General features: G+C 72.2%; 24 protein-coding genes. 6 read left to right on the top strand and 18 right to left on the bottom strand.

Annotation, left to right across the window (positions count from 1 at the left end; all coding sequences use genetic code 11):
- Positions 1-283: 283 nt before the first annotated feature.
- Positions 284-958 (top strand): hypothetical protein, encoded by a 675-nt coding sequence (locus HGB44_RS06545; RefSeq protein WP_061082232.1) that lies wholly within the window; start codon positions 284-286, stop codon positions 956-958.
- Positions 959-1128: 170 nt separating this feature from the next.
- Here the strand turns inward: HGB44_RS06545 and HGB44_RS06550 are convergent, their stop codons facing one another.
- The 4 genes from HGB44_RS06550 to HGB44_RS06565 form a co-directional block, all read right to left on the bottom strand.
- Complete coding sequence (locus HGB44_RS06550) at positions 1129-1920, bottom strand: succinate dehydrogenase/fumarate reductase iron-sulfur subunit (RefSeq protein ID WP_061082231.1); 792 nt, start codon at positions 1918-1920, stop codon at positions 1129-1131.
- A complete protein-coding gene (locus tag HGB44_RS06555) occupies positions 1917-3959 on the bottom strand; it encodes a fumarate reductase/succinate dehydrogenase flavoprotein subunit (RefSeq protein ID WP_061082230.1) in 2043 nt (680 codons plus the stop codon). Before HGB44_RS06555 ends, HGB44_RS06550 begins: the two co-directional genes overlap by 4 nt.
- A 26-nt stretch (positions 3960-3985) precedes the next feature.
- Positions 3986-4798 carry a hypothetical protein gene (locus tag HGB44_RS06560; RefSeq protein WP_061082229.1) on the bottom strand — a complete coding sequence of 271 codons (813 nt, stop codon included), beginning with the start codon at positions 4796-4798 and terminating at the stop codon, positions 3986-3988.
- Between the two features lie 521 nt (positions 4799-5319).
- Entirely contained in the window at positions 5320-6270 is a 951-nt protein-coding gene (locus HGB44_RS06565; protein WP_061082227.1) for a LysR family transcriptional regulator, read from the bottom strand.
- 131 nt (positions 6271-6401) lie between these two features.
- Between HGB44_RS06565 and HGB44_RS06570 the strand changes: the two genes are divergently transcribed.
- Genes HGB44_RS06570 through HGB44_RS06580 form a run of 3 tightly spaced genes read left to right on the top strand, consistent with a single transcriptional unit; the run spans position 6402 to position 9748 of the window.
- On the top strand, positions 6402-7058 hold the full coding sequence (locus tag HGB44_RS06570) for a succinate dehydrogenase cytochrome b subunit (protein ID WP_082768509.1): 657 nt from the start codon (positions 6402-6404) through the stop codon (positions 7056-7058).
- A complete protein-coding gene (locus tag HGB44_RS06575) occupies positions 7059-9005 on the top strand; it encodes a fumarate reductase/succinate dehydrogenase flavoprotein subunit (RefSeq protein ID WP_061082225.1) in 1947 nt (648 codons plus the stop codon).
- Complete coding sequence (locus HGB44_RS06580; protein WP_017564106.1) at positions 9002-9748, top strand: succinate dehydrogenase/fumarate reductase iron-sulfur subunit; 747 nt, start codon at positions 9002-9004, stop codon at positions 9746-9748. The genes HGB44_RS06575 and HGB44_RS06580 overlap by 4 nt, the downstream gene beginning before the upstream one ends.
- Before the next feature lie 84 nt (positions 9749-9832).
- On the opposite strand, the gene HGB44_RS06585 is transcribed toward HGB44_RS06580, so the two are convergent.
- The 13 genes from HGB44_RS06585 to HGB44_RS06645 all read right to left on the bottom strand — a co-directional run bounded on the left by HGB44_RS06585 (position 9833) and on the right by HGB44_RS06645 (position 17498).
- Positions 9833-10033 carry a hypothetical protein gene (locus tag HGB44_RS06585; protein ID WP_061082244.1) on the bottom strand — a complete coding sequence of 67 codons (201 nt, stop codon included), beginning with the start codon at positions 10031-10033 and terminating at the stop codon, positions 9833-9835.
- Positions 10034-10128: 95 nt separating this feature from the next.
- Entirely contained in the window at positions 10129-10515 is a 387-nt protein-coding gene (locus HGB44_RS06590; RefSeq protein WP_061082224.1) for a type II toxin-antitoxin system death-on-curing family toxin, read from the bottom strand.
- Entirely contained in the window at positions 10512-10712 is a 201-nt protein-coding gene (locus tag HGB44_RS06595; protein ID WP_061082223.1) for an Arc family DNA-binding protein, read from the bottom strand. Before HGB44_RS06595 ends, HGB44_RS06590 begins: the two co-directional genes overlap by 4 nt.
- A gap of 78 nt (positions 10713-10790) precedes the next feature.
- Positions 10791-11123 (bottom strand): PRC-barrel domain-containing protein, encoded by a 333-nt coding sequence (locus HGB44_RS06600; protein WP_061082222.1) that lies wholly within the window; start codon positions 11121-11123, stop codon positions 10791-10793.
- Positions 11120-11509 (bottom strand): hypothetical protein, encoded by a 390-nt coding sequence (locus HGB44_RS06605; protein WP_061082221.1) that lies wholly within the window; start codon positions 11507-11509, stop codon positions 11120-11122. Before HGB44_RS06605 ends, HGB44_RS06600 begins: the two co-directional genes overlap by 4 nt.
- A 1-nt stretch (position 11510) precedes the next feature.
- Positions 11511-12740 (bottom strand): NRAMP family divalent metal transporter, encoded by a 1230-nt coding sequence (locus tag HGB44_RS06610; protein ID WP_061082220.1) that lies wholly within the window; start codon positions 12738-12740, stop codon positions 11511-11513.
- Positions 12737-13237 carry a hypothetical protein gene (locus HGB44_RS06615; protein WP_061082219.1) on the bottom strand — a complete coding sequence of 167 codons (501 nt, stop codon included), beginning with the start codon at positions 13235-13237 and terminating at the stop codon, positions 12737-12739. Before HGB44_RS06615 ends, HGB44_RS06610 begins: the two co-directional genes overlap by 4 nt.
- A gap of 136 nt (positions 13238-13373) precedes the next feature.
- Positions 13374-14339 carry a hypothetical protein gene (locus tag HGB44_RS06620; protein ID WP_061082218.1) on the bottom strand — a complete coding sequence of 322 codons (966 nt, stop codon included), beginning with the start codon at positions 14337-14339 and terminating at the stop codon, positions 13374-13376.
- A gap of 95 nt (positions 14340-14434) precedes the next feature.
- The gene (locus HGB44_RS06625) at positions 14435-15073 is read right to left on the bottom strand and encodes an N-acetyltransferase (protein WP_061082217.1); all 639 of its coding nucleotides are present in this window, start codon (positions 15071-15073) and stop codon (positions 14435-14437) included.
- Positions 15074-15199: 126 nt separating this feature from the next.
- Positions 15200-15835 (bottom strand): GNAT family N-acetyltransferase, encoded by a 636-nt coding sequence (locus tag HGB44_RS06630; protein ID WP_061082216.1) that lies wholly within the window; start codon positions 15833-15835, stop codon positions 15200-15202.
- 51 nt (positions 15836-15886) lie between these two features.
- On the bottom strand, positions 15887-16639 hold the full coding sequence (locus HGB44_RS06635; protein WP_061082215.1) for a TrmH family RNA methyltransferase: 753 nt from the start codon (positions 16637-16639) through the stop codon (positions 15887-15889).
- A 36-nt stretch (positions 16640-16675) separates the two neighbouring features.
- Complete coding sequence (locus tag HGB44_RS06640) at positions 16676-17065, bottom strand: hypothetical protein (protein WP_061082214.1); 390 nt, start codon at positions 17063-17065, stop codon at positions 16676-16678.
- A gap of 49 nt (positions 17066-17114) precedes the next feature.
- Entirely contained in the window at positions 17115-17498 is a 384-nt protein-coding gene (locus HGB44_RS06645) for a DUF3054 domain-containing protein (protein ID WP_061082213.1), read from the bottom strand.
- Positions 17499-17721: 223 nt separating this feature from the next.
- Here HGB44_RS06645 and HGB44_RS06650 point away from each other — a divergent pair, with 223 nt between their 5' ends.
- Entirely contained in the window at positions 17722-19509 is a 1788-nt protein-coding gene (locus tag HGB44_RS06650) for a serine/threonine-protein kinase (protein WP_231972552.1), read from the top strand.
- Positions 19510-19555: 46 nt separating this feature from the next.
- Positions 19556-21457: a serine/threonine-protein kinase gene (locus HGB44_RS06655; protein WP_061082212.1), complete on the top strand. Its 1902-nt coding sequence runs from the start codon at positions 19556-19558 to the stop codon at positions 21455-21457.
- Positions 21458-21577: 120 nt separating this feature from the next.
- Here the strand turns inward: HGB44_RS06655 and HGB44_RS06660 are convergent, their stop codons facing one another.
- Positions 21578-23776 carry a S9 family peptidase gene (locus tag HGB44_RS06660; protein ID WP_061082211.1) on the bottom strand — a complete coding sequence of 733 codons (2199 nt, stop codon included), beginning with the start codon at positions 23774-23776 and terminating at the stop codon, positions 21578-21580.
- Positions 23777-23836: the final 60 nt, after the last annotated feature.

A 23836-nucleotide genomic window follows, 5' to 3' on the forward strand; every position in this document is an offset into this window, starting at 1 on the left:
GACAGGGCACTCGCAAATGATTCCAATTCGGGCGAAGAGCATAAAAATGACAGGGGGAGAAAGTGTACCTGTCCTTTTCTGGCGAGTATCCTGAACTGGTGTTATGTCCGACCGGGTGAGTTTTCCGGGCCGGACTCGAAGAAAAGTTCGCCATCGCGCCCCGTGTGCCCTACCCTTCTACCCGAACACACAACTCCATGCGCAGAAAGACCCCGCGACGGTTTCCCACCGCCCGGGGTCGTGGCCAGCAACTAACCACCTTTACAGCAAGGATTTTGCCAGCGTGCTCCAGTTTAGCGCTGCGCTTATCAGCCGTGCCCTCGGCCCGCTGATCGCGCTCTTCTCCTCCCCGTGCGGACGCCACTCCACCGTCGTCGGTCGCCGACGACGCTCCACCCGAGTCCGCCGCTACGCTCCCTCGCCGCCCGCTGCTCCCGTGCAGGTCAGCCGGAGCCGGGCTTCCCGTCGTGAGACTCCCGAGAACCCCGCGCCTCCCGCGCGCCCCAACGTTCCCGCACCGTGTCTCACGCCTCCCAGCGAACAACTCAACGCTGACGAGGTCGCCCTCGTACGCCCCTACTTCACCGCCCACGAGAGCCTCCGCGCCGCTGAGACCCGCGTTCCCGCACCTCGCACGCCCGCAGCCCGCAAGCCCGTACCCAGCGGCCTCGGCCCCGGTCTCCGCCTCGGCTCCAACCTCGGTGAGACCGAGACCGAGGAGGTGCGCCGCGCGTTCGCGCAGGCCCGGATACGCGCCGCCGCCATCGTCCGGCAGTGGCGGGAGGACCCCGGCGGTGACCTGCTCGGCGGCCCCGCGCCCCGGTTCGGCGTCGTCGGCCCTGTGATTGGCCCTGTGGTCGGCCCCCCGGAACCCAGGACCGCCCCACCCGGCGAGTGGGACGAACTGACCTCCCGCATCCGCGCCCTGCTCCACCAGCGGCAGGGGGCGACGGCGTGAACACCACCCTCACGAAGGAGGACCCACGCCCGCTCGTCCGCTGGGAGCACCGCGTCTACACCGGCGAGCCGTCCGAACTCTCCCGGGTCCGCGCCGACCCGTGCCGCGTCCGGATCCGGGCCGCCGACCCGGGAGCGCACCCCGGGTCGGCGGCCGACCACGACCACGCGTCAGGTCGTGTCCGAGTACCGCCCGACGTTGGGCACCGGCGGGGTGTCCTTGGGCCGCACACCGATCTTGGACCCCAGCCACACCAGGGGGTCGTACTTGCGGTCCGCCACCCGCTCCTTGAGCGGGATCAGTGCGTTGTCAGTGATGCGGATGCCCTCGGGACACACCTCCGTGCAGCACTTGGTGATGTTGCAGTAGCCCATCCCGAACTCCTCCTGGGCGATGAGCCTGCGGTCGGCGGTGTCCTCGGGGTGCATCTCCAGCTCCGCCACCCGCATGAGGTAGCGCGGCCCCGAGAAGTGCTCCTTGTTCTCCTCGTGGTCACGGATCACGTGGCACACGTTGTTGCACAGGAAGCACTCGATGCACTTGCGGAACTCCTGCTGGCGTTCCACGTCCTCCTGACGCATCCGGAAGTCGCCCGGCGCCTTGGCCGGATCCGGGCTGAACGAGGGGATCTCCCGCGCCTTCTGGTAGTTGTACGACACGTCGCAGACCAGGTCCCGGATCACCGGGAAGGTCTGCATCGGTGCCACGGTCACCACCTCGTCCTCGTCGAACACGCTCATCCGCGTCATGCACGACAGCCGGGGACGGCCGTTGATCTCCACCGAGCACGAACCGCACTTGCCCGCCTTGCAGTTCCACCGCACCGCCAGGTCCGGGGTCTGCGTGGCCTGGAGGCGGTGCAGCACGTCGAGCACCACCTCGCCCTCGTTGACCTCGACCCGGTACTCGGCCAGGCCGCCTTCACCCGAACCCCGCCACACCCGGAACACACGCTCGCTCATGACTGGCCCTCCTCGGCCGCGTCGTCCGCCGCCCCCGCCGCGGGCAGCTCCTCCTCCGTCAGGTACTTGGCCAGCTCGTCGCGTTCGAAGAGGGCGAGCAGCCCGGCCGGGATGTCGGCGAGCGGAAGCCGCGACAGCGACACCCGGTCGGAGCGGTCGGCCCGCACCGCCAGGTTCACCCGCCGCCACTCGGCCGACATGCCGGGGAAGTCCTCGCGCGTGTGCCCGCCGCGCGACTCCGTGCGCTCCAGGGCGGCGGCGGTGACCGCGCGCGAGACCAGGACCATGTTGGGCAGCGCCAGCGCCAGGTGCCAGCCCGGGTTGTACACCCGGTCGCCCGGCGCGCTGAGCATGCGCGACCGCTCCTCCAGCTCCGCCAGCCGCTCCAGGGCCCGCTCCATCTCCGGGCCCCTGCGGATGATGCCCACCAGGTCGTTCATGGTCTCCTGGAGGTCGGTGTGCAGCGTGTACGGGTTCTCGCCGCCGCCCTGCTTGAGGAAGTCCAGCGCGTACGAGGAGGCCTCGGCCGCGACCCGGTCCAGGAGCCCGGCCGGTGAGGGCCGGTCGCCGAGCCCGTCCACGTAGGCCGCGGCGCCCAGCCCGGCCCTGCGCCCGAACACCAGCAGGTCCGACAGGGAGTTGCCGCCCAGCCGGTTGGAGCCGTGCATGCCGCCCGCCACCTCACCGGCGGCGAACAGCCCGGGCACGTCGGAGGCGGCGGTGTCGGCGTCCACCCGAACCCCGCCCATCACGTAGTGGCAGGTCGGGCCCACCTCCATGGGCTCGGCGGTGATGTCCACGTCCGCCAGTTCCTTGAACTGGTGGTGCATGGACGGCAGCCGCTTCCTGATCTCCTCGGCGGGCAGGCGCGTGGACACGTCCAGGAACACGCCGCCGTGCGGCGAGCCGCGCCCCTCCTTGACCTCGGTGTTGATCGCCCGCGCCACCTCGTCGCGGGGCAGCAGCTCGGGCGGCCTGCGGTGCTTGGCGGGGTCGTCGTACCAGCCGTCGGCCTCCTCCTCGCTCTCCGCGTACTGCGAGCGGAACACGTCCGGCACGTAGTCGAACATGAACCGCCGGCCCTCGGAGTTGCGCAGCACGCCGCCGTCGCCGCGCACCGACTCGGTGACGAGGATGCCCTTCACCGACGGCGGCCAGACCATCCCGGTGGGGTGGAACTGGACGAACTCCATGTTGATCAGGGACGCTCCGGCCCGCAGCGCCAGCGCGTGGCCGTCGCCGGTGTACTCCCAGGAGTTGGAGGTGGTGCGGAAGGCCTTGCCGATGCCGCCGGTGGCCAGGACCACCGAGGGCGCCTCGAACAGGACGAACCCGCCGTCCACCCGGCGGTAGCCGAACGCGCCGACGATCCGCCCCGGAGTCCTTCCGGCGGTGTCCCCGCCCGCGTCCGCGTCCACGGCCGTGGCACCGGCACTGCCACCGGTCCCAGCGCTGCCGCCGGCACCGCCACCGGGTCCGTCCTCCTCGGTGACCAGGCGGGTGATCGCGGTCTCGGCGAACACGCGGATCCGCGCCTCGGGGTCGCCCAGCTCCGCGGCGTCCTCCTGCTGGAGCGCGACGACCCGCTGCTGGAGGGTGCGGATCATCTCCAGGCCGGTGCGGTCTCCCACGTGCGCCAGCCTCGGGTACTCGTGGCCGCCGAAGTTGCGCTGGCTGATCCTGCCCTCGGCGGTGCGGTCGAAGAGCGCGCCCCAGTACTCCAGCTCCAGGATGCGCTCGGGCGCCTCGCGGGCGTGCAGTTCGGCCATGCGCGGATCGTTGAGGAACTTGCCGCCGCGGACGGTGTCGCGGAAGTGCACGCGCCACTCGTCGTCGGGGTTGGCGTTGCCCAGGGCGGCCGCCGCGCCGCCCTCGGCCATCACCGTGTGGGCCTTGCCGAACAGCGACTTGGAGATCACCGCGGTGCGCTTGCCCTGCTCGCGGGCGGCGATCGCGGCCCGCAGCCCGGCTCCGCCCGCCCCGATCACCACGACGTCGTAGGCGTACCGGGTGATCCCGGGTTCTGCTGTGGGGGGCATCTGGTCGTGCCTTCCTTCCCCTTGGCTCAGTTGAGGATGCGCAGGTCGTTGATGGTGCCGCTGGCGATCAGGGCGATGTAGGCGTCCGTGAGGATCAGGGTCGCGATGCTCAGCCAGCCGAAGTACATGTGCCGGTGGTTGAGCGTGGAGAGGCGGCCCCACATCCAGTAGCGGACGGGGTGCCTGCCGAAGCTGCGCAGCCGTCCGCCGAACACGTGCCGGCACGAGTGGCAGCTGAGCGTGTAGCCCCACAGCATCACCACGTTGAGGAGCATGATGAGGTTGCCCAGCCCGATGCCGAAGCCGCCGTCGGTCCCGTGGAAGAAGGGGACCAGCATGTCCCACGTGTTGAGGACCGTGAGGACGAGGGCGGCGTAGAAGAAGTAGCGGTGGCCGTTCTGGACCAGCATCAGCGGCCGGGTCTCGCCGGTGTAGGCCCCGTGGGGCTCGCGCACGGCGCAGGCCGGGGGCGAGAACCAGAACGAGCGGTAGTAGGCCTTGCGGTAGTAGTAGCAGGTCAGCCGGAACAGCAGCAGGATCGGCAGGCTGATCAGGGCGTAGGGGATGAGCGGCGGGAACTCCACCGGCAGGCGCCCGAACAGGGCCGCGTCGGGCGCGCACTGCTGTGCGATGCACGGCGAGTAGAACGGGGTCAGGTAGTGGTGCTCCTGGACCCAGTAGTGGTCCTGTTGGAGCACCCGCAGGGTCGCGTAGACGACGAAGGCGGCCAGCCCCAGCGCGGTGAGGAGGGGGCCGAGCCACCAGTTGTCGGTGCGCAGGGTTCGTTGGGGGACGCGTGCCCGGCCTCCCCCGGGGCCTGCGCTTTCGGTCGCTGTCACCGTTGTCTTGCACCTCCTGTGGGAAGGTCCCGGCCGGGCGGGGCGCGGTACCCGCCTGCTTCGGCCGCGACCGCTGCGCCGGACGGCTGCGGGGAGGAGCCGTAGCGAACCGGCCCGCAACGCAACGTTAGGGCGTTGTGATCACGGTCACGTCCCGGAGAGTGGGAGGCGTCGGGGAAAGCTGTGTGAAATGCGCCACTTCTAGGCGCTCATTTGGGGTGTTTTGTCGGATAAAGTGGCCAGAAATCCCTTATGGCGATCACGCTGCTCCAGGGAATCCAGTGGCGTGTGGTAAAGGAGATGTTCGCCGGAATCCGGCAGCGGTCGCCCCGGATCGGAATGCTCCGGCCGACCCGGGCGGAGGGCGGAGGCGTCCGGGGCGGGGCGGTCGCGGAGCGTCCGCCAGCGGGTGCCGGGTTCGGACTGTCCGGGTGGCCCTGACCTGCGATGATCTTGTGCTTATAGCGAGTTTGGGCGCCCAAACTCGCTATAAGCACAAGATCACGGAGGAGGGAGCCGGGTCAGTCCGCCTCGTCCCCGCCGGAGAGCAGGACCTCCAGGTCCGGCCCCAGGTCCTGCGGCGACATTCCCAGCAGGTAGCCGTTGAGGTGGCGGCGGAACGCCTCCGCCGAGTGCGAGGGCTCCACGTCCCGGCGCCGCGCCAGCGCCACCGTCCGCAGCAGGCGCGGTCGGGCCAGCGGGGTCCCGCGCAGGCTCTGCCGGTTGCGCAGCACCATGCTCGGCACCACCGCCAGCCCCATGCCCGCCTCCACGAACCGCAGCACGGCGTCCATCTCCCCGCCCTCCACGGCCAGCTCGGGCTCGAACCCGGACGCCCGGCACGCGCGCAGCGTCGCCTCGCGCACGTCGTAGCCGCGCCGGAACATCACCAGGGGGCGCCCCCGCAGCTCGGTGATGCGGATCGAGGCCCGCCCGTTGGGGGAGGGGCCCGACATCGGGCTCGCCACCACCAGGTTCTCCCGCAGGATCGGCGTGGTGGAGAAGTCGGGGTCGCTGCTGTGCAGCGGCAGGATGATCAGTGCCAGGTCCAGTTCGCCCCGCCCCAGGTCGCGGATGAGGTCGCGCGAGCCGCTCTCCTCCACCTGGAGCTCGATCCCGGGGAAGCGGGTGTGGAAGTCGGCGAGCACGTCGGCCAGCAGCCCCGCGCACAGCGACGGGGTCGCGCCGAGCCGCACGCGGCCGCGGCGCACCCCGGCCAGCTCCGCGACCTCGCGCCGGGCCGTCTCCAGGTCGGCGAGCATGCGCTGGGCCAGCGGAAGCAGCGCCTCGCCGGCCGGTGTGAGTGTGATGTTTCCCCGGGCACGACTGAATAACGGCGCACCCAGCTCCTGCTCAAGGCTGCGGATCTGTTTGCTCAAACTGGGCTGCGCGACGCGGGAAAGCTCTGCTGCGCGGGTGAAATGGCGTGTGCGGGCCACCGCGACGAAGTAGGCCAGCTGCTGGAACTGCATGCTCCATAGCCTACGGCTATCGACTCAAGCATCCTGATGACTTGGACGTCAGACTTAACCAGAACTTACAGTGACAGGCTGTGGCGAACAGTACCTTGACCAAGAAGCGGTCTACGGCCTACGGGTCCACGGTGGCGCTCAAAGCAGCGATGGCGGTCACCGGGGCGATCCTCGTGCTGTATTTGATCGCGCACATGTACGGCAACCTCAAGATCTTCTCGGGCCAGGAGGCTTTTGACGGCTATGCCCACAGTCTCCGGCAGCTGGGCTACCCGCTGCTGCCCGAGAGCGGATTCCTGTGGATCTTCCGCATCGTCCTGCTGGCGAGCGTCCTGATCCACATCTACGCGGCGGTGTCGCTGTGGGCCCGCGCCCGCAAGGCGCGTCCCGCCGCCCAGCGCTACCAGGTGAAGAAGAGGGTGGCCCGCAGCTACGCCTCCTACACCATGCGCTACGGCGGCGTCCTGGTCGCGCTGTTCGTGGTCTTCCACATCCTGCACCTGACCACGAACACCATCGCTCCCGGCGGTGCGTCCGACAGCCCCTACGAGCGGCTCGTGAACGGGTTCCAGCCCGAGTTCTGGTACGTGACCCTGTTCTACGTCCTGTCCGTGATCGCTGTGGGCCTGCACCTGCGGCACGGCATCTGGAGCGCCCTGGCCACCCTCGGCGCCAACCAGGCCAGCCGTCAGGGCGTGCTCAACGCGGTCGCCGTGGGTCTGTCGCTGATCGTGACGGTCGGCTTCCTGCTTCCGCCTCTGGCGGTCACCTTTGGACTGGTGGGTTAATTGTCTGAGAACGACTTCTACCGCGTCGGCGACCCGATCCGGGACGAGAAGGCCCCCGAGGGCCCGATCAACGAGCGCTGGGACAAGCGGCGCTTCTCGGCCAAGCTGGTCAACCCCGCGAACCGGCGCAAGCTCTCGGTGATCATGGTGGGCACCGGCCTGGCCGGCGCCTCCGCGGCCGCGACCCTGGGCGAGGCGGGCTACAACGTCACCTCGTTCTGCTACCAGGACAGCCCGCGCCGCGCGCACTCCATCGCGGCCCAGGGCGGCATCAACGCCGCCAAGAACTACCGCAACGACGGCGACAGCATCTACCGGCTGTTCTACGACACCGTCAAGGGCGGCGACTTCCGCTCCCGCGAGTCGAACGTCTACCGCCTGGCCCAGACCAGTGTCGAGATCATCGACCAGTGCGTCGCCCAGGGCGTGCCCTTCGCCCGCGAGTACGGCGGCCTGCTCGACAACCGCTCCTTCGGCGGCGTGCAGGTCTCGCGCACCTTCTACGCGCGCGGCCAGACGGGCCAGCAGCTGCTCATCGGCGCCTACCAGGCGCTGGAGCGCCAGGTCGCGGCGGGCAGCGTCAAGATGAACACCCGCCACGAGATGCTGGAAGTCATCGTCGTGGACGGCCGGGCGCGCGGCGTCATCGTCCGCGACATGGTCACCGGCGAGATCGAGACGCACTTCGCCGACGCCGTGGTGCTGGCCACCGGCGGCTACGGCAACGTGTTCTTCCTGTCGACCAACGCGATGGGCTCGAACGTCACCGCGACCTGGCGCGCGCACCGCAAGGGCGCGCTCTTCGCCAACCCGTGCTACACGCAGATCCACCCGACCTGCATCCCGGTCAGCGGCGACTACCAGTCCAAGCTGACCCTGATGAGCGAGTCGCTGCGCAACGACGGCCGCATCTGGGTGCCCAAGGCGCACGGGGACACCCGCGACCCGCGCCAGATCCCCGAGGACGAGCGCGACTACTACCTGGAGCGCATCTACCCGGCGTTCGGCAACCTGGTGCCGCGTGACATCGCCTCCCGCGCCGCCAAGAACGTCTGCGACGAGGGCCGCGGCGTGGGCCCCGGCGGTCTGGGCGTCTACCTGGACTTCGCCGACGCCATCGCGCGCATGGGGCAGGACGCCGTCGAGGCCAAGTACGGCAACCTGTTCGACATGTACCAGCGCATCACCGGCGAGAACCCGTACGAGGTTCCGATGCGCATCTACCCGGCCGTGCACTACACCATGGGCGGCCTGTGGGTCGACTACGACCTCCAGAGCTCCATCCCGGGCCTGTTCGTGACCGGTGAGGCCAACTTCTCCGACCACGGCGCCAACCGCCTGGGCGCGAGCGCGCTGATGCAGGGGCTGGCGGACGGCTACTTCGTCCTGCCCAACACCATCAACGACTACCTGTCGTCGGGCCCGTTCGAGGCCCTCGACGAGTCGCACCCCGAGGCCGTGGCGGCCAAGGAGCAGGTCACCTCCCGCATCGACAAGCTGCTCTCCATCCAGGGCTCCCGCACCGTCGACTCCTTCCACAAGGAGCTCGGCCACATCATGTGGGAGTACTGCGGCATGGAGCGCAGCGAGGAGGGCCTGACCAAGGCCATCGAGCTCATCCGGGCGCTGCGTGCCGAGTTCTGGCGCGACGTCAAGGTGCTGGGCACCAACGAGGAGTTCAACCAGGCCCTGGAGAAGGCCAACCGCGTGGCCGACTTCCTGGAGCTGGGCGAGCTCATGTGCATCGACGCCCTGCACCGCCGCGAGTCCTGCGGCGGCCACTTCCGTGCCGAGAGCCAGACCGAGGACGGCGAGGCACTGCGCCACGACGACGAGTTCGCCTACGTGGCTGCCTGGGCGTTCGGCGGCGATGACAGCAAGCCCGTACTCCACAAGGAGAACCTGGAGTACGAGTACGTCGAGATGAAGCAGCGGAGCTACAAGTGAACATCACCCTGCGCGTATGGCGTCAGAAGGGGCCGGACGACGAGGGTCGGCTGGCCACGTACAAGCTCACCGACGTCTCCCCGGACATGTCGTTCCTGGAGATGCTCGACGTCCTCAACGAGAAGCTCACGCTGGAGAACGAGGACCCGGTCGCCTTCGACCACGACTGCCGTGAGGGCATCTGCGGTGCCTGCGGTGTCGTGATCGACGGTGAGGCGCACGGGCCCGAGCGCACCACCACCTGCCAGCTGCACATGCGCAGCTTCAACGACGGCGACACCATCACGGTGGAGCCGTGGCGGGCCAAGGCGTTCCCGGTCGTCAGGGACCTGGTCGTGGACCGCGGCGCGTTCGACCGCATCATCCAGGCGGGCGGCTACATCAGCGCCCCGACGGGTACCGCGCCGGATGCCCACGCCAACCCGATCCCGAAGCCGGACGCGGACCGCGCGTTCGACGCCGCGACCTGCATCGGCTGCGGCGCGTGCGTGGCGGCCTGCCCGAACGCCTCCAGCATGCTGTTCACCGCCGCGAAGGTCACGCACCTGGGCATGCTCCCGCAGGGACAGCCCGAGCGGTCCTCGCGCGTGGTGAAGATGATCAACCAGCAGGACGAGGAGGACTTCGGCGGCTGCACCAACATCGGTGAGTGCGCCGCGGTCTGCCCCAAGGGCATCCCGCTGGACACGATCTCGCAGCTCAACCGCGACCTGCTGGGCTCGCTCAGCAAGGGCGTCGGCTAGCCCCCGACCCCTGTCGCACCGCACGGGCCGCGCTCCTCCGGGGGCGCGGCCCGTCGCCTTTCCCTGGGGCCGCTCCGCCGGAGGTCACTCGGCCAGGCGGTGGAGCAGTTCGGCGTCCTGCCCCACCGTCTCCCGGGCGTGCTCCCGGACCCCGCGCGTCCGGCGGCTCGCGACGAAGTCCTCGACGGCGGTGACGACCGCGGCCTCGACGCTGACGCCGTCCTCCTCCGCGGCCTCCCTGATCAGGGCGTGGAGGCCGTCGTGCATGTGCAGATGCATGTCCATGGCACGAAGGTAGCGGTTGCCGGAGGCGGGCGTACGGGAATCGCGGTGATCGACGTGTCGGAGCAGGGGGCGCGGCCCGTCGTCGGCTTTGGAGGTCACTCCACGGGAGGCATGATTTTTCTGAGCTGTTCGGCGATCTCGGAGACGTCCACCGGATCGCCGGTGGTGACGGCGATGACCAGGTCGTAGGCGGCGTTCTGGTCAGGCCTGCCCACCTTCTGGCCGTTGAGGCGAAGGAACAGCTTGGCGCTGACCCAGGCCAGCCTCTTGTTCCCGTCCGACAGGGGATGGCCGATGAGGATCGACTGCATGAGGGCGGCGGCCTTCTGCCACACGTCCGGATAGGCGTCGTCACCGAAGGCGGTGGTCTGCGGGCGCAGCAGCGCCGCGTGGAGCTGGCCGATGTCCCTCACCGTCACATAGGAGGGAAGGGTCGCCTCGATGATCACGCGGACATCGGCCTTGGTGAGGTAACGCGTCACTCGGCGAGCCTCGCCAGCAGCTCAGCGTCCTCTTCGGCGATCTCCAGGGCGTACTGGCGGACCCTCTCGGTCTGACGGTTCGCGAGGAACTCCTTCAGCGCGATGACGACCTCGGTGTTGACGCTGTTGCCGTCCTCTTCGGCGGCCTCCCTGATCTCCGTGTGCATGTCGTCGGGCAGGCGTAGATGCATGTTCATGCCTTGATGGTACCTGGAAGTGGTATCACTCGCTGGTGCAGAAGGACGGGCGGAAGAGGAGAGTCCTCCCGGGCGGCCTCAGCCCTCGTGCTCGCGCCAGTGCCGGGGCAGGTCCCCGTACCCCACGCCGATCCCGAGGGACTCCCCGTCCAGGCTCTCGACGTCCTCCCAGGCCACGTAGCGCTCGTGGCGGCGCATCCAGCCCAGCACCCGGTGCCATGGAGAGGGCGGCTCCAGCGAGCCCCCGTAACCGAGGCGGCCAGCGAACGCGCCCCGGCCCAGTACCAGGCCCAGGACGGTGTAGGAGTCCCCGTCGCGGCGCACGACCACGTCCTGGACGGTCCCGACCGTGTGCCCGGAGCTGTCCGCGACCCGGCGGCCGAGCAGCTCGCTGAACAGGAAGGCGCTCATCGCCCCGCCCCCGGGATCCGCCCGATGACGTTGCGGCTCAGCCACCTCTCCGCCGCGTGGCTCCCCTCGGGGGCGGGCGTGGACAGACGGGTCGTGGGGGAGAAGTCCTCGACGTCGCCCACCGGGATCCGCACGGGTTCGTGCTCGGAGGGCCGCAGCCTCCTCAGCGCCGTGCGCCACAGCCTTCCCAGGCGACCCGAGAGCCTGGGGCCCAGCGCGGCGGAGTCGGTGAGCAGCGCCGTCATGGTCGGAGAGGCCCCCTCCTCCCAGGAGAACTCGACGTCGTCGGTCTTGCCCACCGGTTGCCCGTCGCGGTCGACGATCTGGCGGTCCAGCACGGCGAAGCCGATCCGGAACACAGACCCGCGTTCCTGGTTCTGCGACATCTCACTGCCCCGCTTTCGTGTAGAGCATCAGGGGGATGGCGACCACCGACACCACGAGCAGCAGGACCAGGTAGACCGATCCGAGGATGTTGGTGAACCGCGAGTTCACCCGGTCGCCCAGGTAGCGGCGGTCGTTGGCGACCACGAAGATCGGCAGGTAGGTGAGCGGCAGCGCCACCGCCGACAGCACGATGCTGTACTCGACCACCTTGATCGGGTCGATCCCCGTGAGGACGAAGAGGGCACCCGCCACCAGGCCCAGCAGGATGACGGAGTGGAAGAGCGCCGCCCGCACGGGCGGCCGGGTCTTGCCCCACGGCCAGCCGAAGTACTGGGCCACGCTGTAGCCCGACGCCAGGGCCGACTCCAGGGCGGCGCCGAAGGTGGCCGCGAAGAAGCCCACGATGACCACGACCAGCCCGAGCTTGCCCAGCGCCGCGACCACCGGGAGCGCGACCTGGCCCAGGTCCTCCACGCGGACGTCGGCGGGCATGAGCCAGGCCGCCGCGCAGCCCATGATGGCCAGGGCGAGCAGACCGCCCACCGGGAAGCCGAAGAAGATGTTGATCCGGGCGGTGGCCAGGTCGCGGGGGGTCCACTTCTCCTCCACCCCGCTGGAGGAGAAGAACAGGACCGAGTAGGGGGTCATCGTCGCACCGAACAGCGCGATGGCGTAGTAGGACCACACCGACCACTCCTCGTCCGGGGGAGGGGAGAGGCTCGCGGCGCTGGCCATGAGACCGCCCCAGTCGGGGTTCAGCCGCCACAGGGCGACGGCGAACACGACCAGGGCCAGACCGAGCAGCCCGTAGGTCTTCTCCATCCATCCGAACGGCATCCGCCACACGACCGCCCAGACCAGGGCCATGGCCACCGGGACCCACAGCAGGTAGTGGACGCTGCTGGCCAGTTCGAGGGCGAGCGCGATACCGCCGATCTGCGCCGACATGGTCAGCAGGGTGATGACGTAGGAGGCCAGCAGGTTGGCCAGGCCCGCGCGGGCGCCGAGCCGCTCGCGGACCAGGTCGAAGACGGCCCGGCCGCTGACGGCCGTGACGCGCGCCGCCATCTCGGTGAAGAGCATGATCCCGACGACGCCGAGGGGGATCACCCAGGCCAGGGACATCCCGAAGCGGGAGCCGACCACGGAGGCGGAGACCAGGTCGCCGATGTCCAGGAACCCGCCGACGGCGGTGAGCATGCCCAGGGTGAAGGACAGGAGGATCCTCACCGGAGCTCCTCCTGGAGTTCCACCAGTGCGGCGGCGGTCTCGTGGAGCGCCTCGGCGGCCCCGGCCACTCCGTCGGGGTCCTCCCGCTTCAGCGCGACGCGCAGGGCGGACAGGCCGTGGACGGCGGCGTCGGACAGGTCCGTCACCTCGTCCCGCAGGCTGTCGCAGCTCGGAGAGGGCGGCTGGAGGGATCCGAAGGTGTCGGTGAGGGACCGGGCCGAGTCCTCCGCGTCCTTGGCGCTGACCTCCAGGTAGGGCCGGAACGCCCGGTCGTCCTCGGCCAGTTCCGAGACCAGCGTCCCCGTGCGGACGGCCGACAGCAGGTCCCCGGCGGTCTGCCGGGCGTCGTCGAGGTAGGCGTCCTCGGTCAGCGCCGGGGCGGTGCAGGACGTGCCCGTCAGCGCGAGGGCCGCGGCCAGGGCGGTGAGCGCGCACCGCGTGAGGAGGCCCCGGGCCCCGCGGGGGCGCTCCCGCCGTGGCGGATCGCTGCGGGTCATGGCTCAGGACCCTAACCGCGCGGGGTCCGGCGGCCGCGCCCATCCGCGGCGTGTCACCGGGGCGGTCGTGCTGTGCCACCGGGGCGGTCGTGGCGTGCCAGGGGTGTGACGGCGGCCGTCCCCGGACCCGCGGCCCTCAGGCCCGGTAGCGCCGGGCGACCGTGTGGAAGGCCTCCTTGGGCTCCCAGGACGACGGATCGTCCTCGGCCGTCCGCACCACGCCGAACCCGGCCGCGTCCAGGTCGTACACGGGGTTCTCGCTGTGCGGGAAGTCCGGCATGGCGAACGTGAACACGAACGCGCCGTGCACCCCCCGCTCCCGGTACAGCCCCAGCAGCGCGTCGAGGTACCCGGCCTGCACGGCCTCGTTGCGCGCGGTGCCCCGGCGCAGGCGCGGCGGATCGGCGAACCAGTTCACCGCGAGGAAGGACCCCGCCCCCCGCAGGTCGGCCCCGTCGTGCGCGCCGCAGCCGAACTCGGTGATCACCAGGGGCTTGGCGGAACCGCTCAGGAGGGCGTCCAGGCGCCGCTCGTAGGCGTCGGCGTCGGTCCCGAACCGGTACAGGTTCACCCCGGCCAGGTCGAAGCCCGACCAGTCCACCTCCTCCCAGCCCCCGGCCCCGTAGGTCACCGGCCCCCCGAAGTCCTCGCGGGCCACGTCCAGGGCCGCGGCGAGCAGCGCGGCGAGTCTGCGGTTCATCCGCCGTTCGAAGGGGCGGCGCAGCCACGGGCGGATGACGAACTGCAACCGGACGAAGTCGTTCGCCCCGGGAAGCAGACCGGGGGAGGTCAGCGAGAACTCGGTGCCGACCACGAGGGTCACCCGGCCCGGGTGGTCCAGGCGCAGCTCCTCCGCCATGCGGGCGGTGGCGGCCAGGTGCTCCAGCCGCCCGGCGGCCGTCGGGTTCTCCGGCTGCGGGCGCACCCACACGTCCAGCCCCACCTCCAGGGCGGCGCGCGCGGCGGCCCCCTGGCGTTCGGTGTCGGCGCCGATCAGCATCACCGCGGTGCAGTGCAGGTCCTCGCGGATGACGCGCATGTCGCGCGCCGCGGCCTCCTCGGGTACGCCGTCGGTGTGGTGGGAGATTCCTCGGATGTCCACGCGCCCATCCTGTCAGGAGACCCGGTGGGACAGAAGGCCCCGATCCGTCCCGGTCCGTTCCCGGCCGGGAGCAGGGACGCCCCGGGCCCGCGGGGTCAGGAGGCGGCGGGGCGCAGCATGCAGTAGGCCGGGGGGGCCGCAGGGGGGTGGACCGCCCGTACCATCCGGAAGTCGTAGTCCTCGTAGTAGCCGATGTCCGCCGGGTCCGCCGTCTCCAGGTAGACCGGAACGCCGTCCGCGTCGGCCCGGGCCAGGCCCGCGCGCAGCAGCCGCGCCCCCGTGTCGGTCCCGTCCGCCGCGGGGTCGGCGCCCAGCACGCACAGGTACCAGTGCGGGTCCTCCGGCACGGACGCCCTGAGTTCGGCGTAGTACCAGGCCAGCTCCGGCAGCCGGGACAGCCCCACCAGCCGGATCCAGTGCGGCAGCGACCGCAGCGGGACCGCGACGCCCTCCCGCCCGACGCCGGGCGGGGTCCACAGGGCCGCGCCCCGCACCACCGGTTCGCGCGCGGGGCCCTCCATGGACTCCGCCACGACGGCGTGGCCGCCGGGGACGTGGCCGAACCCGGCCAGCAGCGCGCACGCGCGGAAGTTCTGCACCATGCGCAGGCCGTCGTCCGGGAAGAGCCACCGGAAGAGCGGGTCGTGGTAGAGGGCGCGGCTCAGCACCCGGGCCACGGCGGGCACGTCGTTCATGGTCGCGGTGCGGACCGCCTGTACCGCTGTGGGGGTCACGGGCGCTGCCTCTTCCCTGGGGCCGGGGTTCCCTTGTGCCGGAGGCTCCGATTACCGCTCATGGTAGGGCTCGCGGCCGTCGCGGGTGGGGTGTTTCCTCAGGAAGGGCAGCGGGCCCGCGGGGCCTCAGGAGGGGTCGCGCAGCAGGAAGTAGTTGGTTCCCGCCTCCGGGCTCTCCACCTCACGTACCAGCCGGAACCCGAACCGCTCGTAGAAGCCGACGGTCTTGGGGTTGAGCGTCTGGGTGAACACCGGCAGCCCCTCGGAGTCGGCGCGGTCCAGGCCCGAGGTGAGCAGCCCGCCGCCGACGCCGGTGCCGGCGGCGGCCGGGTCCACGCCCAGAGCCGCCAGGTACAGGTGGGGCTCCTGGGGCGCGGCCAGCTTCCACTCGGCGAACACGCGCACGAACGCGGCCAGGCGGGTGCGGCCGATCAGGGGAGCCCAGTGCGGCCAGGTGCGCAGCGACACCAGGTGGCCCTCGGGGTTGGCGGTGGGGGGCGCCCACAGCGCCGCGCCGCGCACCACCGGCGCCTCCTCGCTCTCGTCCCTGGTCTCGGCGACCCTGGTGTCACCCGAGGGAACGTAGCCGAAACCCGCGGTCAGGGCGAAGAAGCGGCGCGTCCTGGCCATCCGCAGTTCGTCGTCGGGGAACAACCACCGGAAGAGCGGGTCCTCCTGCGCTGACCTGGCCAGAACGCGCGCGACACCGGCGACGTCGTCGATCGTGGCGGTACGGGAGGCTGCTGTGACGGTTGGACTCATCCCGGAATCTCTCTGATAGGGGCCTTTCGACCATGGTAGATCACGGAACCATCACGACAGCGCCGTGGTGGGGGTCGGGGCGTCCGCGGAGAAGGCGGCCGGGACCGGCTGGTCGAACACGTGGGCCCGCACCCAGGCGTGCATGGCGATCGCGGCCGCGGCCCCGGCGTTGATCGACCGGGTCGAGCCGAACTGGGAGATCGACAGCACCGCCCGGCAGACCCGCCGCACCTCCTCGGAGAGCCCCGGGCCCTCCTGTCCGAACACCAGCACCGCGTTCCTGGGCAGCGGGTAGGTCTCCAGCGGCACCGAGCCCGGCAGGTTGTCCACACCGAGCAGTGCCAGACCGCGCTCCTCGGCCCACGCCACCAGCGCTTCGGTGTCGGGGTGGTGGTGGACGTGCTGGTAGCGGTCGGTCACCATCGCGCCGCGCTTGTTCCAGCGGCGGCGGCCCACGATGTGCACGGCCGCGCACCCGAACGCGTTGGCGGTGCGCACGACCGAGCCGATGTTGAAGTCGTGCGTCCAGTTCTCCACGGCGACGTGGAAGGGGTGGCGCACGGTGTCGAGGTCGGCCACGATCGCCTCGCGCCGCCAGTACCGGTAGCGGTCCACGACGTTGCGGCGGTCGCCGCCCGCGAGCAGTTCGGGGTCGTAGTGGTCGCCCTCGGGCCAGGGGCCCTCCCACGGGCCCACGCCCACCTCGCGCGCCTCGTCCTCCCCGGCTCCGTCCGCGGGCTCGCGGGAGGCGGGACCGCGGACGGCGCCGGAGGGAGGGAGCTGGGGTGCGGGGTGCTCGTTCATCCGTTCCAGCTTACGAACGCTCCGAGGTGGGGCCTCCTACAGGTGGATGTCCCCGTGGAAGTCGCGGCCCTGGAACACGCGCGCCTTGCCGCTGACGTCTCCCTGGATGCTGTTGTGCACGGCCCCGTCGCCCTCCTGGACGACCTCGCGGCGCAGTTCCCGCATCAGCGCGCGCACGGCGGGGTCCTCGCCCTCCGCCCGCTCCAGGTGCGCGGCTACGGCGGCCAACGCCTCGGGGTCCTCCGGCTCCAGGAGGGCGTCGTCCAGGACCTGCTGGGATTCGGGGTCGGAGCGAAAGCGCGCGAAGACCGCCTTGCGCAGGGACTTGAAGGCGGCGACGGTGCCTTCGGTCGCCGCCTCGGTGATCTTGCCGACCGCGCCGGTGACGACGGCGGCGGCGATGGCGAGGGTGACGGGATCGGCCACAGGGGGCTCCTTCGTGAGGGAGGTCGCGTTCGCCCCCCAGTGTTCCCCCTCAGGCGCGGCGCTGTCTCCTCTTCGCGACGAGAAGCGCCACCCCGCGCCAGCCGAGCATGGTCGCGGCGAGGAACAGCGAGGTGACGATGACGAAGCTGAGCGGGGCGCCCTCTCCCAGGAACACGCGCAGCGCCATCCCCCCGACCACGGTCACGGCCCACACGAACAGCCCCGTCGGCCAGATCCGGACGGGGGCGGTCCAGGCGCGGGTGACCGCCCAGCCCAGGACCGTACCGGCGGCGAAGGGCCAGGCGGTCCAGGCGATCTCGGTCAGGGCCGTGCCGGATCCGTGGTCTGTCCTGCCGATCACGACGAAGGCCAGCACGCAGACCAGGTCGGCCAGCAGCGCGGCGAGGGCGCGCGGCGCGGTGGAGGAACGCATACGGCCAGGCTATGCCCGGGCCGCGCAAGCGGCCGGGCGGGGCGGGCGGTGCGTCGTGACGGTGGGGCGCGGGGGAAACCAGCGGGGCGGGCGAAGAGGGGGAGAACCCCCGCTGTCGCGGGAGTGTCCTAGGTTGGTGGTCGCCGATCGCGCCGACCGCCGGTGGCGAACGCGCCCCCGCAGCCCCGCCCGAACCCCGGATCCAGAAGGTCGTCCACGCCACATGAGCGCCGCCCCCTCGCCCATGCACCCCGGCTCCGCGCCGCCTCCCCTGCCGACCGGTGTGCGGCCCCTCGCCTCCGACGAGCCCCGGCGCGTCGGCCCCTTCCGGGTGGTGGGCCGGATCGGCTCGGGCGGCATGGGCGTGGTCTACGCGGCGCTGGACGACGCCGACCGGAGGGTGGCGGTCAAGTGCGTGCACCGGGTCTACGCGGGCGACGGGGAGTTCCGGGAGCGCTTCGCCCGCGAGGTCGCCCTGGTGCGCCGGGTGCGCGCGGCCTGCGTGCCCGGGTTCGTGGGCGCCGACACCCGTGCCGAGGTTCCCTGGCTGGCCACCGAGTACGTCCCCGGGCCGACCCTGGACGCCCGTGTGCGGGCCCGGGGCCCGCTCACCGGCGCGGCACTCACCGCGTTCGCGCTGGGCGTGGCCGAGGCCCTGGCCGCGATCCACGGTACGGGTGTGGTGCACCGCGACCTCAAGCCCGGCAACGTGATCCTGTCCCCGGACGGCCCGAGGGTGCTGGACTTCGGTATCGCGCGGACGGTCGACGGCACCGCGCTCACCCGGACCGGCGGGCTGGTCGGCACGCCGGGCTGGACCTCCCCGGAGCAGTACGCGGGACGCGGGGCCACCGACCGCTCCGACATGTTCGCCTGGGGCGGGCTGGTGGCCTTCGCCGCCACCGGACGCAACCCGTTCGGCGCGGGCGGCACCGACACCATGGTGCCGCGCGTGCTGTCGGAGCCGCCGGACCTGGAGGGCCTTCCCGGAGCCCTGCGCGCGCTGGTGGAGCGGGCCCTGGACAAGGACCCGGCGCGGCGGCCGGACGCGGACGCGGCGCTGCGGGAGACGGCCGCGCTGCTGCGCGCCGCCTCCGGTGAGGACACCGGCGCGGACCTCCCCCGGCTCGTGGCACGGGCCTGGACCGGCGCCGCCGACCCCGACGACGGCCGGACCGACCTCTGGCGCTTCCACGCCCCGCCCCGGCGCTCCTGGGCACGCCGCAACCAGCGGCCCCTGGCGGTCGGCGCGGCCGCACTCGCGCTCGCCGTGCTGGCGGGGACGGGTCTGGCCTCGCTCTCCGGCGGCGGGGAGGAGGGGACCGGGGCGACGGGTGACGGCACCTCCGACGGGGGGACCTCCACCGCGGACACCGCCGACGGCAGCGGTGCGGGACAGGGCGGCGCGGGAGAGGACGTCCCCGCCGAGTACCGGGACCTGTACGCCACCGGAACCGTGGCCGTGGAGCCCGTCCCCGGCGACAGCGCCCGGCTGGTCCGCACGCTCCAACCCTCGGGAGGGGACGGGGAAGCGCTGGACCAGCTGCGGCTGACCCTCACCCGGGGGGAGCGCTTCACGAACTCGGTCACCGTCACGGCCACCGCCGAGTACCTCCCCGACTTCGGCGGGCTGACCGTCCACAGCGACGACTTCGCCTGGGTGTGGCAGATCACTCCGGAGCAGGGGCACCTCGACTTCTCCCGGCCCGGCAGCCGCGGAGTGCTCGCCGAACTCGATCCGCAGAACCCGGTGGCCGAGTTCACCGTGACCATCGTCGGCGCCGTCACCGGCGGCGTCTTCTACTACATGCCCGTCGAGGTCCTGGACGAGCAGCAGCGGATCGCCCCCGGCTACCCCGGCGGTTTCTGCCACGTGGCACCGGATCTGGGCGGCGAGCAGACCTTCCCCGGCTTCACCGACTCGCCGGGACTCGCCCCGCACGACGCCACCCTGGTCGACGGCGTCCCCGTCAACAGCTGCGTGTACCAGGAGTCCGACCCGTTCTCCTGAGCCGAGCCCACCGCCTTCGACCCCGAACCCCCAGGAAGGGCACACGTTGACCTCCCCCACCCCACAGACCGCTCCTCCCTTCGACCGGAAGCGGCTTCCCCCCGGCGTGGAACCGCCCGCCGCGGCCGACCCCGAGCGCATCGGCGGCTACAGCGTGGTCGGCCGCGTCGGCGCGGGCGGCATGGGGGCCGTCTACGCGGGTTTGGCCTCGGACGGCGGCTGCGCCGCGGTCAAGGTCGTCCACGCCCACTTCGCCGCCGACCCCGAGTTCCGGGCCCGGTTCGCCCGCGAGGTGGAGATGGTCAGGCGGGTGCGCGCCGCCTGCGCGCCCGCTTTCCTGGACGCCGACGCGCGGGCGGAGACGCCGTGGCTGGCCACCGAGTACGTGCCCGGCCTGACCCTGCGCCAGCACGTACGGCGGCACGGGCCGCTCTCCGGGGGCGTCCTGCTCGCCCTGGCGGTCGGCCTCGCCGAGGCGCTCACCGCGATCCACGCGGCGGGCGTGGTGCACCGCGACCTCAAGCCCGGCAACGTCATCCTGTCCCCGAGCGGCCCGAAGGTGCTCGACTTCGGGATCGCCCGCGCGGTGGAGGGCACCGCGCTCACCCGCACCGGCGGCCTGTTCGGCACCCCGGGGTGGGTGGCTCCGGAGCAGTACGAGGGGCAGGCCGCCAGCGACCGGTCCGACATGTTCGCCTGGGCGGGTCTGGTCGCCTTCGCCGCCACCGGCCGCGACCCCTTCGGCCGGGAGTCCGCCGAGGTGGTCTCCCACCGGGTCCGCAACGGCGAGCCGGACCTGGACGGGGTGCCGCCCGAGCTCATGGACCCGGTGCGGCGGGCGTTCGACAAGGACCCCGGACGCAGGCCCCCGGCGGCCGAGGCGGTCACCGCGCTCACCTCCGGCTGGAACGCCACCCGGATCCAGCCGCTCCAGGGCGACCCGGTGACCGAGGTCGTCCCCGGCCTGCTCGCCACCGAGTGGCGCGGCGTGGAGGCTCCCGCGCCCCGCCGGGTGCGCCGGTCAGGCCGGGCGCCGCTGCTCGCGGCCACCGCGGCCGTCCTGGTCGCCGCGCTGGTCGGCACCTGGCTGGTCGTGCGCCCCGAGGACGGCCGGGAGGCCGCCGACGGGGGAACCGCCGACGGCGGCACCGTCACCGGGGACGACGCGGGCTCGGGCGCGGGCGCGGCGGACGGCGGGGGGCCCGCGGTGCGGACCGATCCCGAGAACACGGAGGCGGTGGTGGGCGAGGCCGTCGAGCTGGCCCTCGGCGCGTCGAGCTTCACGGCCTACTCCGCGACGAGGGAAGCCGAGATGGCCACGGGGAGCACGACCAGCTACTCCTACACCGAGGACCCCGAACCCAGGTACTTCCAGAGCGTCTACGCGGGACCGGCCACCTTCGTCACCCTGGAGGTCGGCGAGGGGCCCGAGGACGTCCTGGCCCGCACGGACTCCAACCTGGTCGGGGTGGTCGAGGGCGCGTACTACCGTCCCGGGCCGGAGGAGCTGGAGGACGGGCCCCGGGCGGGCTGGACGTCCACCGTGGAGTCCCTCCGGGCCGTCCTCGGCGAGGGGAGCCAGGTCAGCTACCAGGGGGAGTCGGCGCCGCCCGTCACCGACTACCCCGAGGACATGACCGAGGGCATCGACCTGAGCGGACGCACGGGACACCACTACACCGGAACCCACATCGGGGAGGCGGCCCTGGCCCCGGGCCAGGAGACGGAGCTCACCTTCGACCTGTGGATCGGCGAGGACGGCTACCCGCAGCACTTCCAGACCTACGAGTCCTCGGAGGAGGAGGGCGTCAACGGCGCCTTCGTGACCGGGTACTCCACGGTCGCCGGCTTCTTCCAGTTCAACGGACCCGTGGAGATCGAGGTGCCCGAGGAGTCGGAGATCGCCGCCAGTCAGGAGGAGGCGGCCCCGCAGACCGGGACCGGCTGACCGCCGCGCCGCGCGCGGGCGTCCGCGAGGGCCCCGGGGAGGGGTCCGAGGACGGCCGCGCCGTCGCGTCCCGCCCCGGAGCCGCGCCGGCCCGCGCGCGGCACCGGGGCGGGACGGGCGCTACCCCTCGCCCCGGAGGTTCTCCTTGAGGAACTCCACCTGGAGCAGCATCAGGTTCTCCGCGACCGTGGGGTCCGAGGGCGAGTGCGTCACCCCCGACAGCGGCAGCACCGTGTGCGGGCGCCCCGCCGCCATCAGCGCCGACGACATCCGCTGCGTGTGCGCGAAGGCCACGTTGTCGTCCGCCAGGCCGTGGATCATCATCAGCGGGCGCTCCAGCTTGGCCGCCTCCGCCAGCAGCGAGCTGCGCCCGTAGGCCTCCGGCTCGCCCTCGGGGGTGCCCAGGTAGCGCTCGGTGTAGTGGGTGTCGTACAGCGCCCAGTCGATGACCGGCGCGCCCGCGACCGCCGCGTGGAACACGTCCGGGCGGCGCAGCACCGCCAGTGCCGCCAGGTACCCGCCGAACGACCAGCCGTGGATGCCCACCCGCGACACGTCCAGGCAGTCGAACCGCTCCGCCGCGTCCTCCAGTGCCGCCACCTGGTCCTCCAGGACCGGCGCGGCCAGGTCGAGGTGGACGCTCTGCTCCCACTCCACCCCGAGGCCCGGTGTGCCCCGGCCGTCCGCGATGAGCACCGCGAACCCCTGTTCGGCGTACCACTGGGCGGTCAGGTACGCCCCGCGCGCGTTGAGCACCCGCTGGGCGTGCGGGCCGCCGTAGGGCGCCATCAGCACCGGCAGGGGGCGCAGCTCCTCCCGGTACCAGGACGGCAGCACCAGGGCGCTCGGGATCCGGCGCTCACCGGCGCGCCAGAACTCCACACGCGGTTCCGGCAGGTCCGGGGCCTCGGCCAGGCTCTCGATCTCGGAGCAGGACCGGCGCGTCTCGGTGCTGGCGCCGCGCAGCACCACCGTGTGCGCGCCCGGGAAGTCCATCGACCGGTGCTGCACCACCAGCGTGTCGCCGCGCAGCCGTCCCGAGCGCAGGCCGCTGTGCGCGCCCGAGTCCGCGGACCTGCTGCACCCGTGCCCGGGCACCTCCACCGGCGCGGCCAGGCCCGTGCCCAGCTCGACCAGCCACAGCGACACGTCGCCGGGGCTCCCCGCGGGCGATCCCGAGTACAGGATCCGGTCGCCGTCCACGTCCACCACGCCGCGCACGTACACGTCCGCGGGGCTGACCGGGGCGTCGCCGACGTAGACCCGGCGCTCGCCCCCGGCCTCGCGGCCGATCCACACCAGGTCGCCCGTACCGGTGAAGGCGGGCACGCCCGGCATCAGCTCGACCCACACGCCGTCGGACTCGGTGCGCGACTCCACCACCAGACCGGTCGCGGGGTCGGCGCTGAACAGGGTCAGCGTGCGCTGGTCGCGGCTCTGCGCGGTGAACACCACGGTCGGCGTGCCGTCCGGCCCGGTCGTCCAGCCGACCGTCGCCAGGTAGGGCAGGGCCTCGCGGTCCCACTCCACCCAGGCCGGTTCGGGCCGCTCGCCCCCGCGCGGGCCGACCGGGAACACGGCCAGGCGCACGTCGGCGTTGGCGCCGCCCGCGGGCGGGTAGCGCAGGGCCGTCGGCTCCTGGCCGGGGCTGCCGGGGTCGGAGACGTACCAGGTGTTCACCCCGGACTCGTCCACGCGCGCGACGGCGAGCGCGGAGCCGTCCGGCGCCCACCAGAAGCCCCGGTAGCGTCCCATCTCCTCGGCTGCCACCAGCTCGGCCAGGCCCCAGGTGACGTCGGGGCCGTCCGGTTCGACCACCGGGCGGTCGCCGTGGTCCGGTTCGGCGGCGGCGATGTCCAGGACGCGCACCGCGCCGCCGCTGACGTAGGCGACCCGGTCGCCCGCCGGGCTGATGCGCGGGTCCACGACGGGGGTGGCGGCGGGCAGCTCGCGCGGAGCGGGGTCGTCGCCGACCAGGTCGACGTAGAACAGCCGCCCGGACAGGGCGAACACCGCGCGGGTGAACGCCTCGTCCACCGAGTACGACACGATCCCGCCGCCGCTCTCGCGCAGCCGCTCGCGGCGGGCCCGCTCCTCGGGCGGGAGGTTCTCGTCGTCGGCGCCCAGGGACCGGGGGTCGGCGACCACCGTGTCCGTTCCCGCCCCCTCCGTGTCGTGCACCCACAGGCAGGTGGCCTTGTCCACTCCGTCGCGCCCCCGGAGGAAGGCGACGCGCCGTCCGTCCGGCGAGATCTGGAACGCGCGGGGGACACCGATCGAGAAGCGCTGCGTGCGGGCCTGTTGGCGAGGAAAGCTCATAGGCCGATTGTGTCCCATGCCGCGCCCGTCCGGGGAGCCGGTCGGCGGCCCGACGCCCCT

The sequence above is a fragment of the Nocardiopsis alborubida genome, assembly GCF_012396365.1.
Classification (GTDB): Bacteria; Actinomycetota; Actinomycetes; order Streptosporangiales; family Streptosporangiaceae; genus Nocardiopsis; species Nocardiopsis alborubida.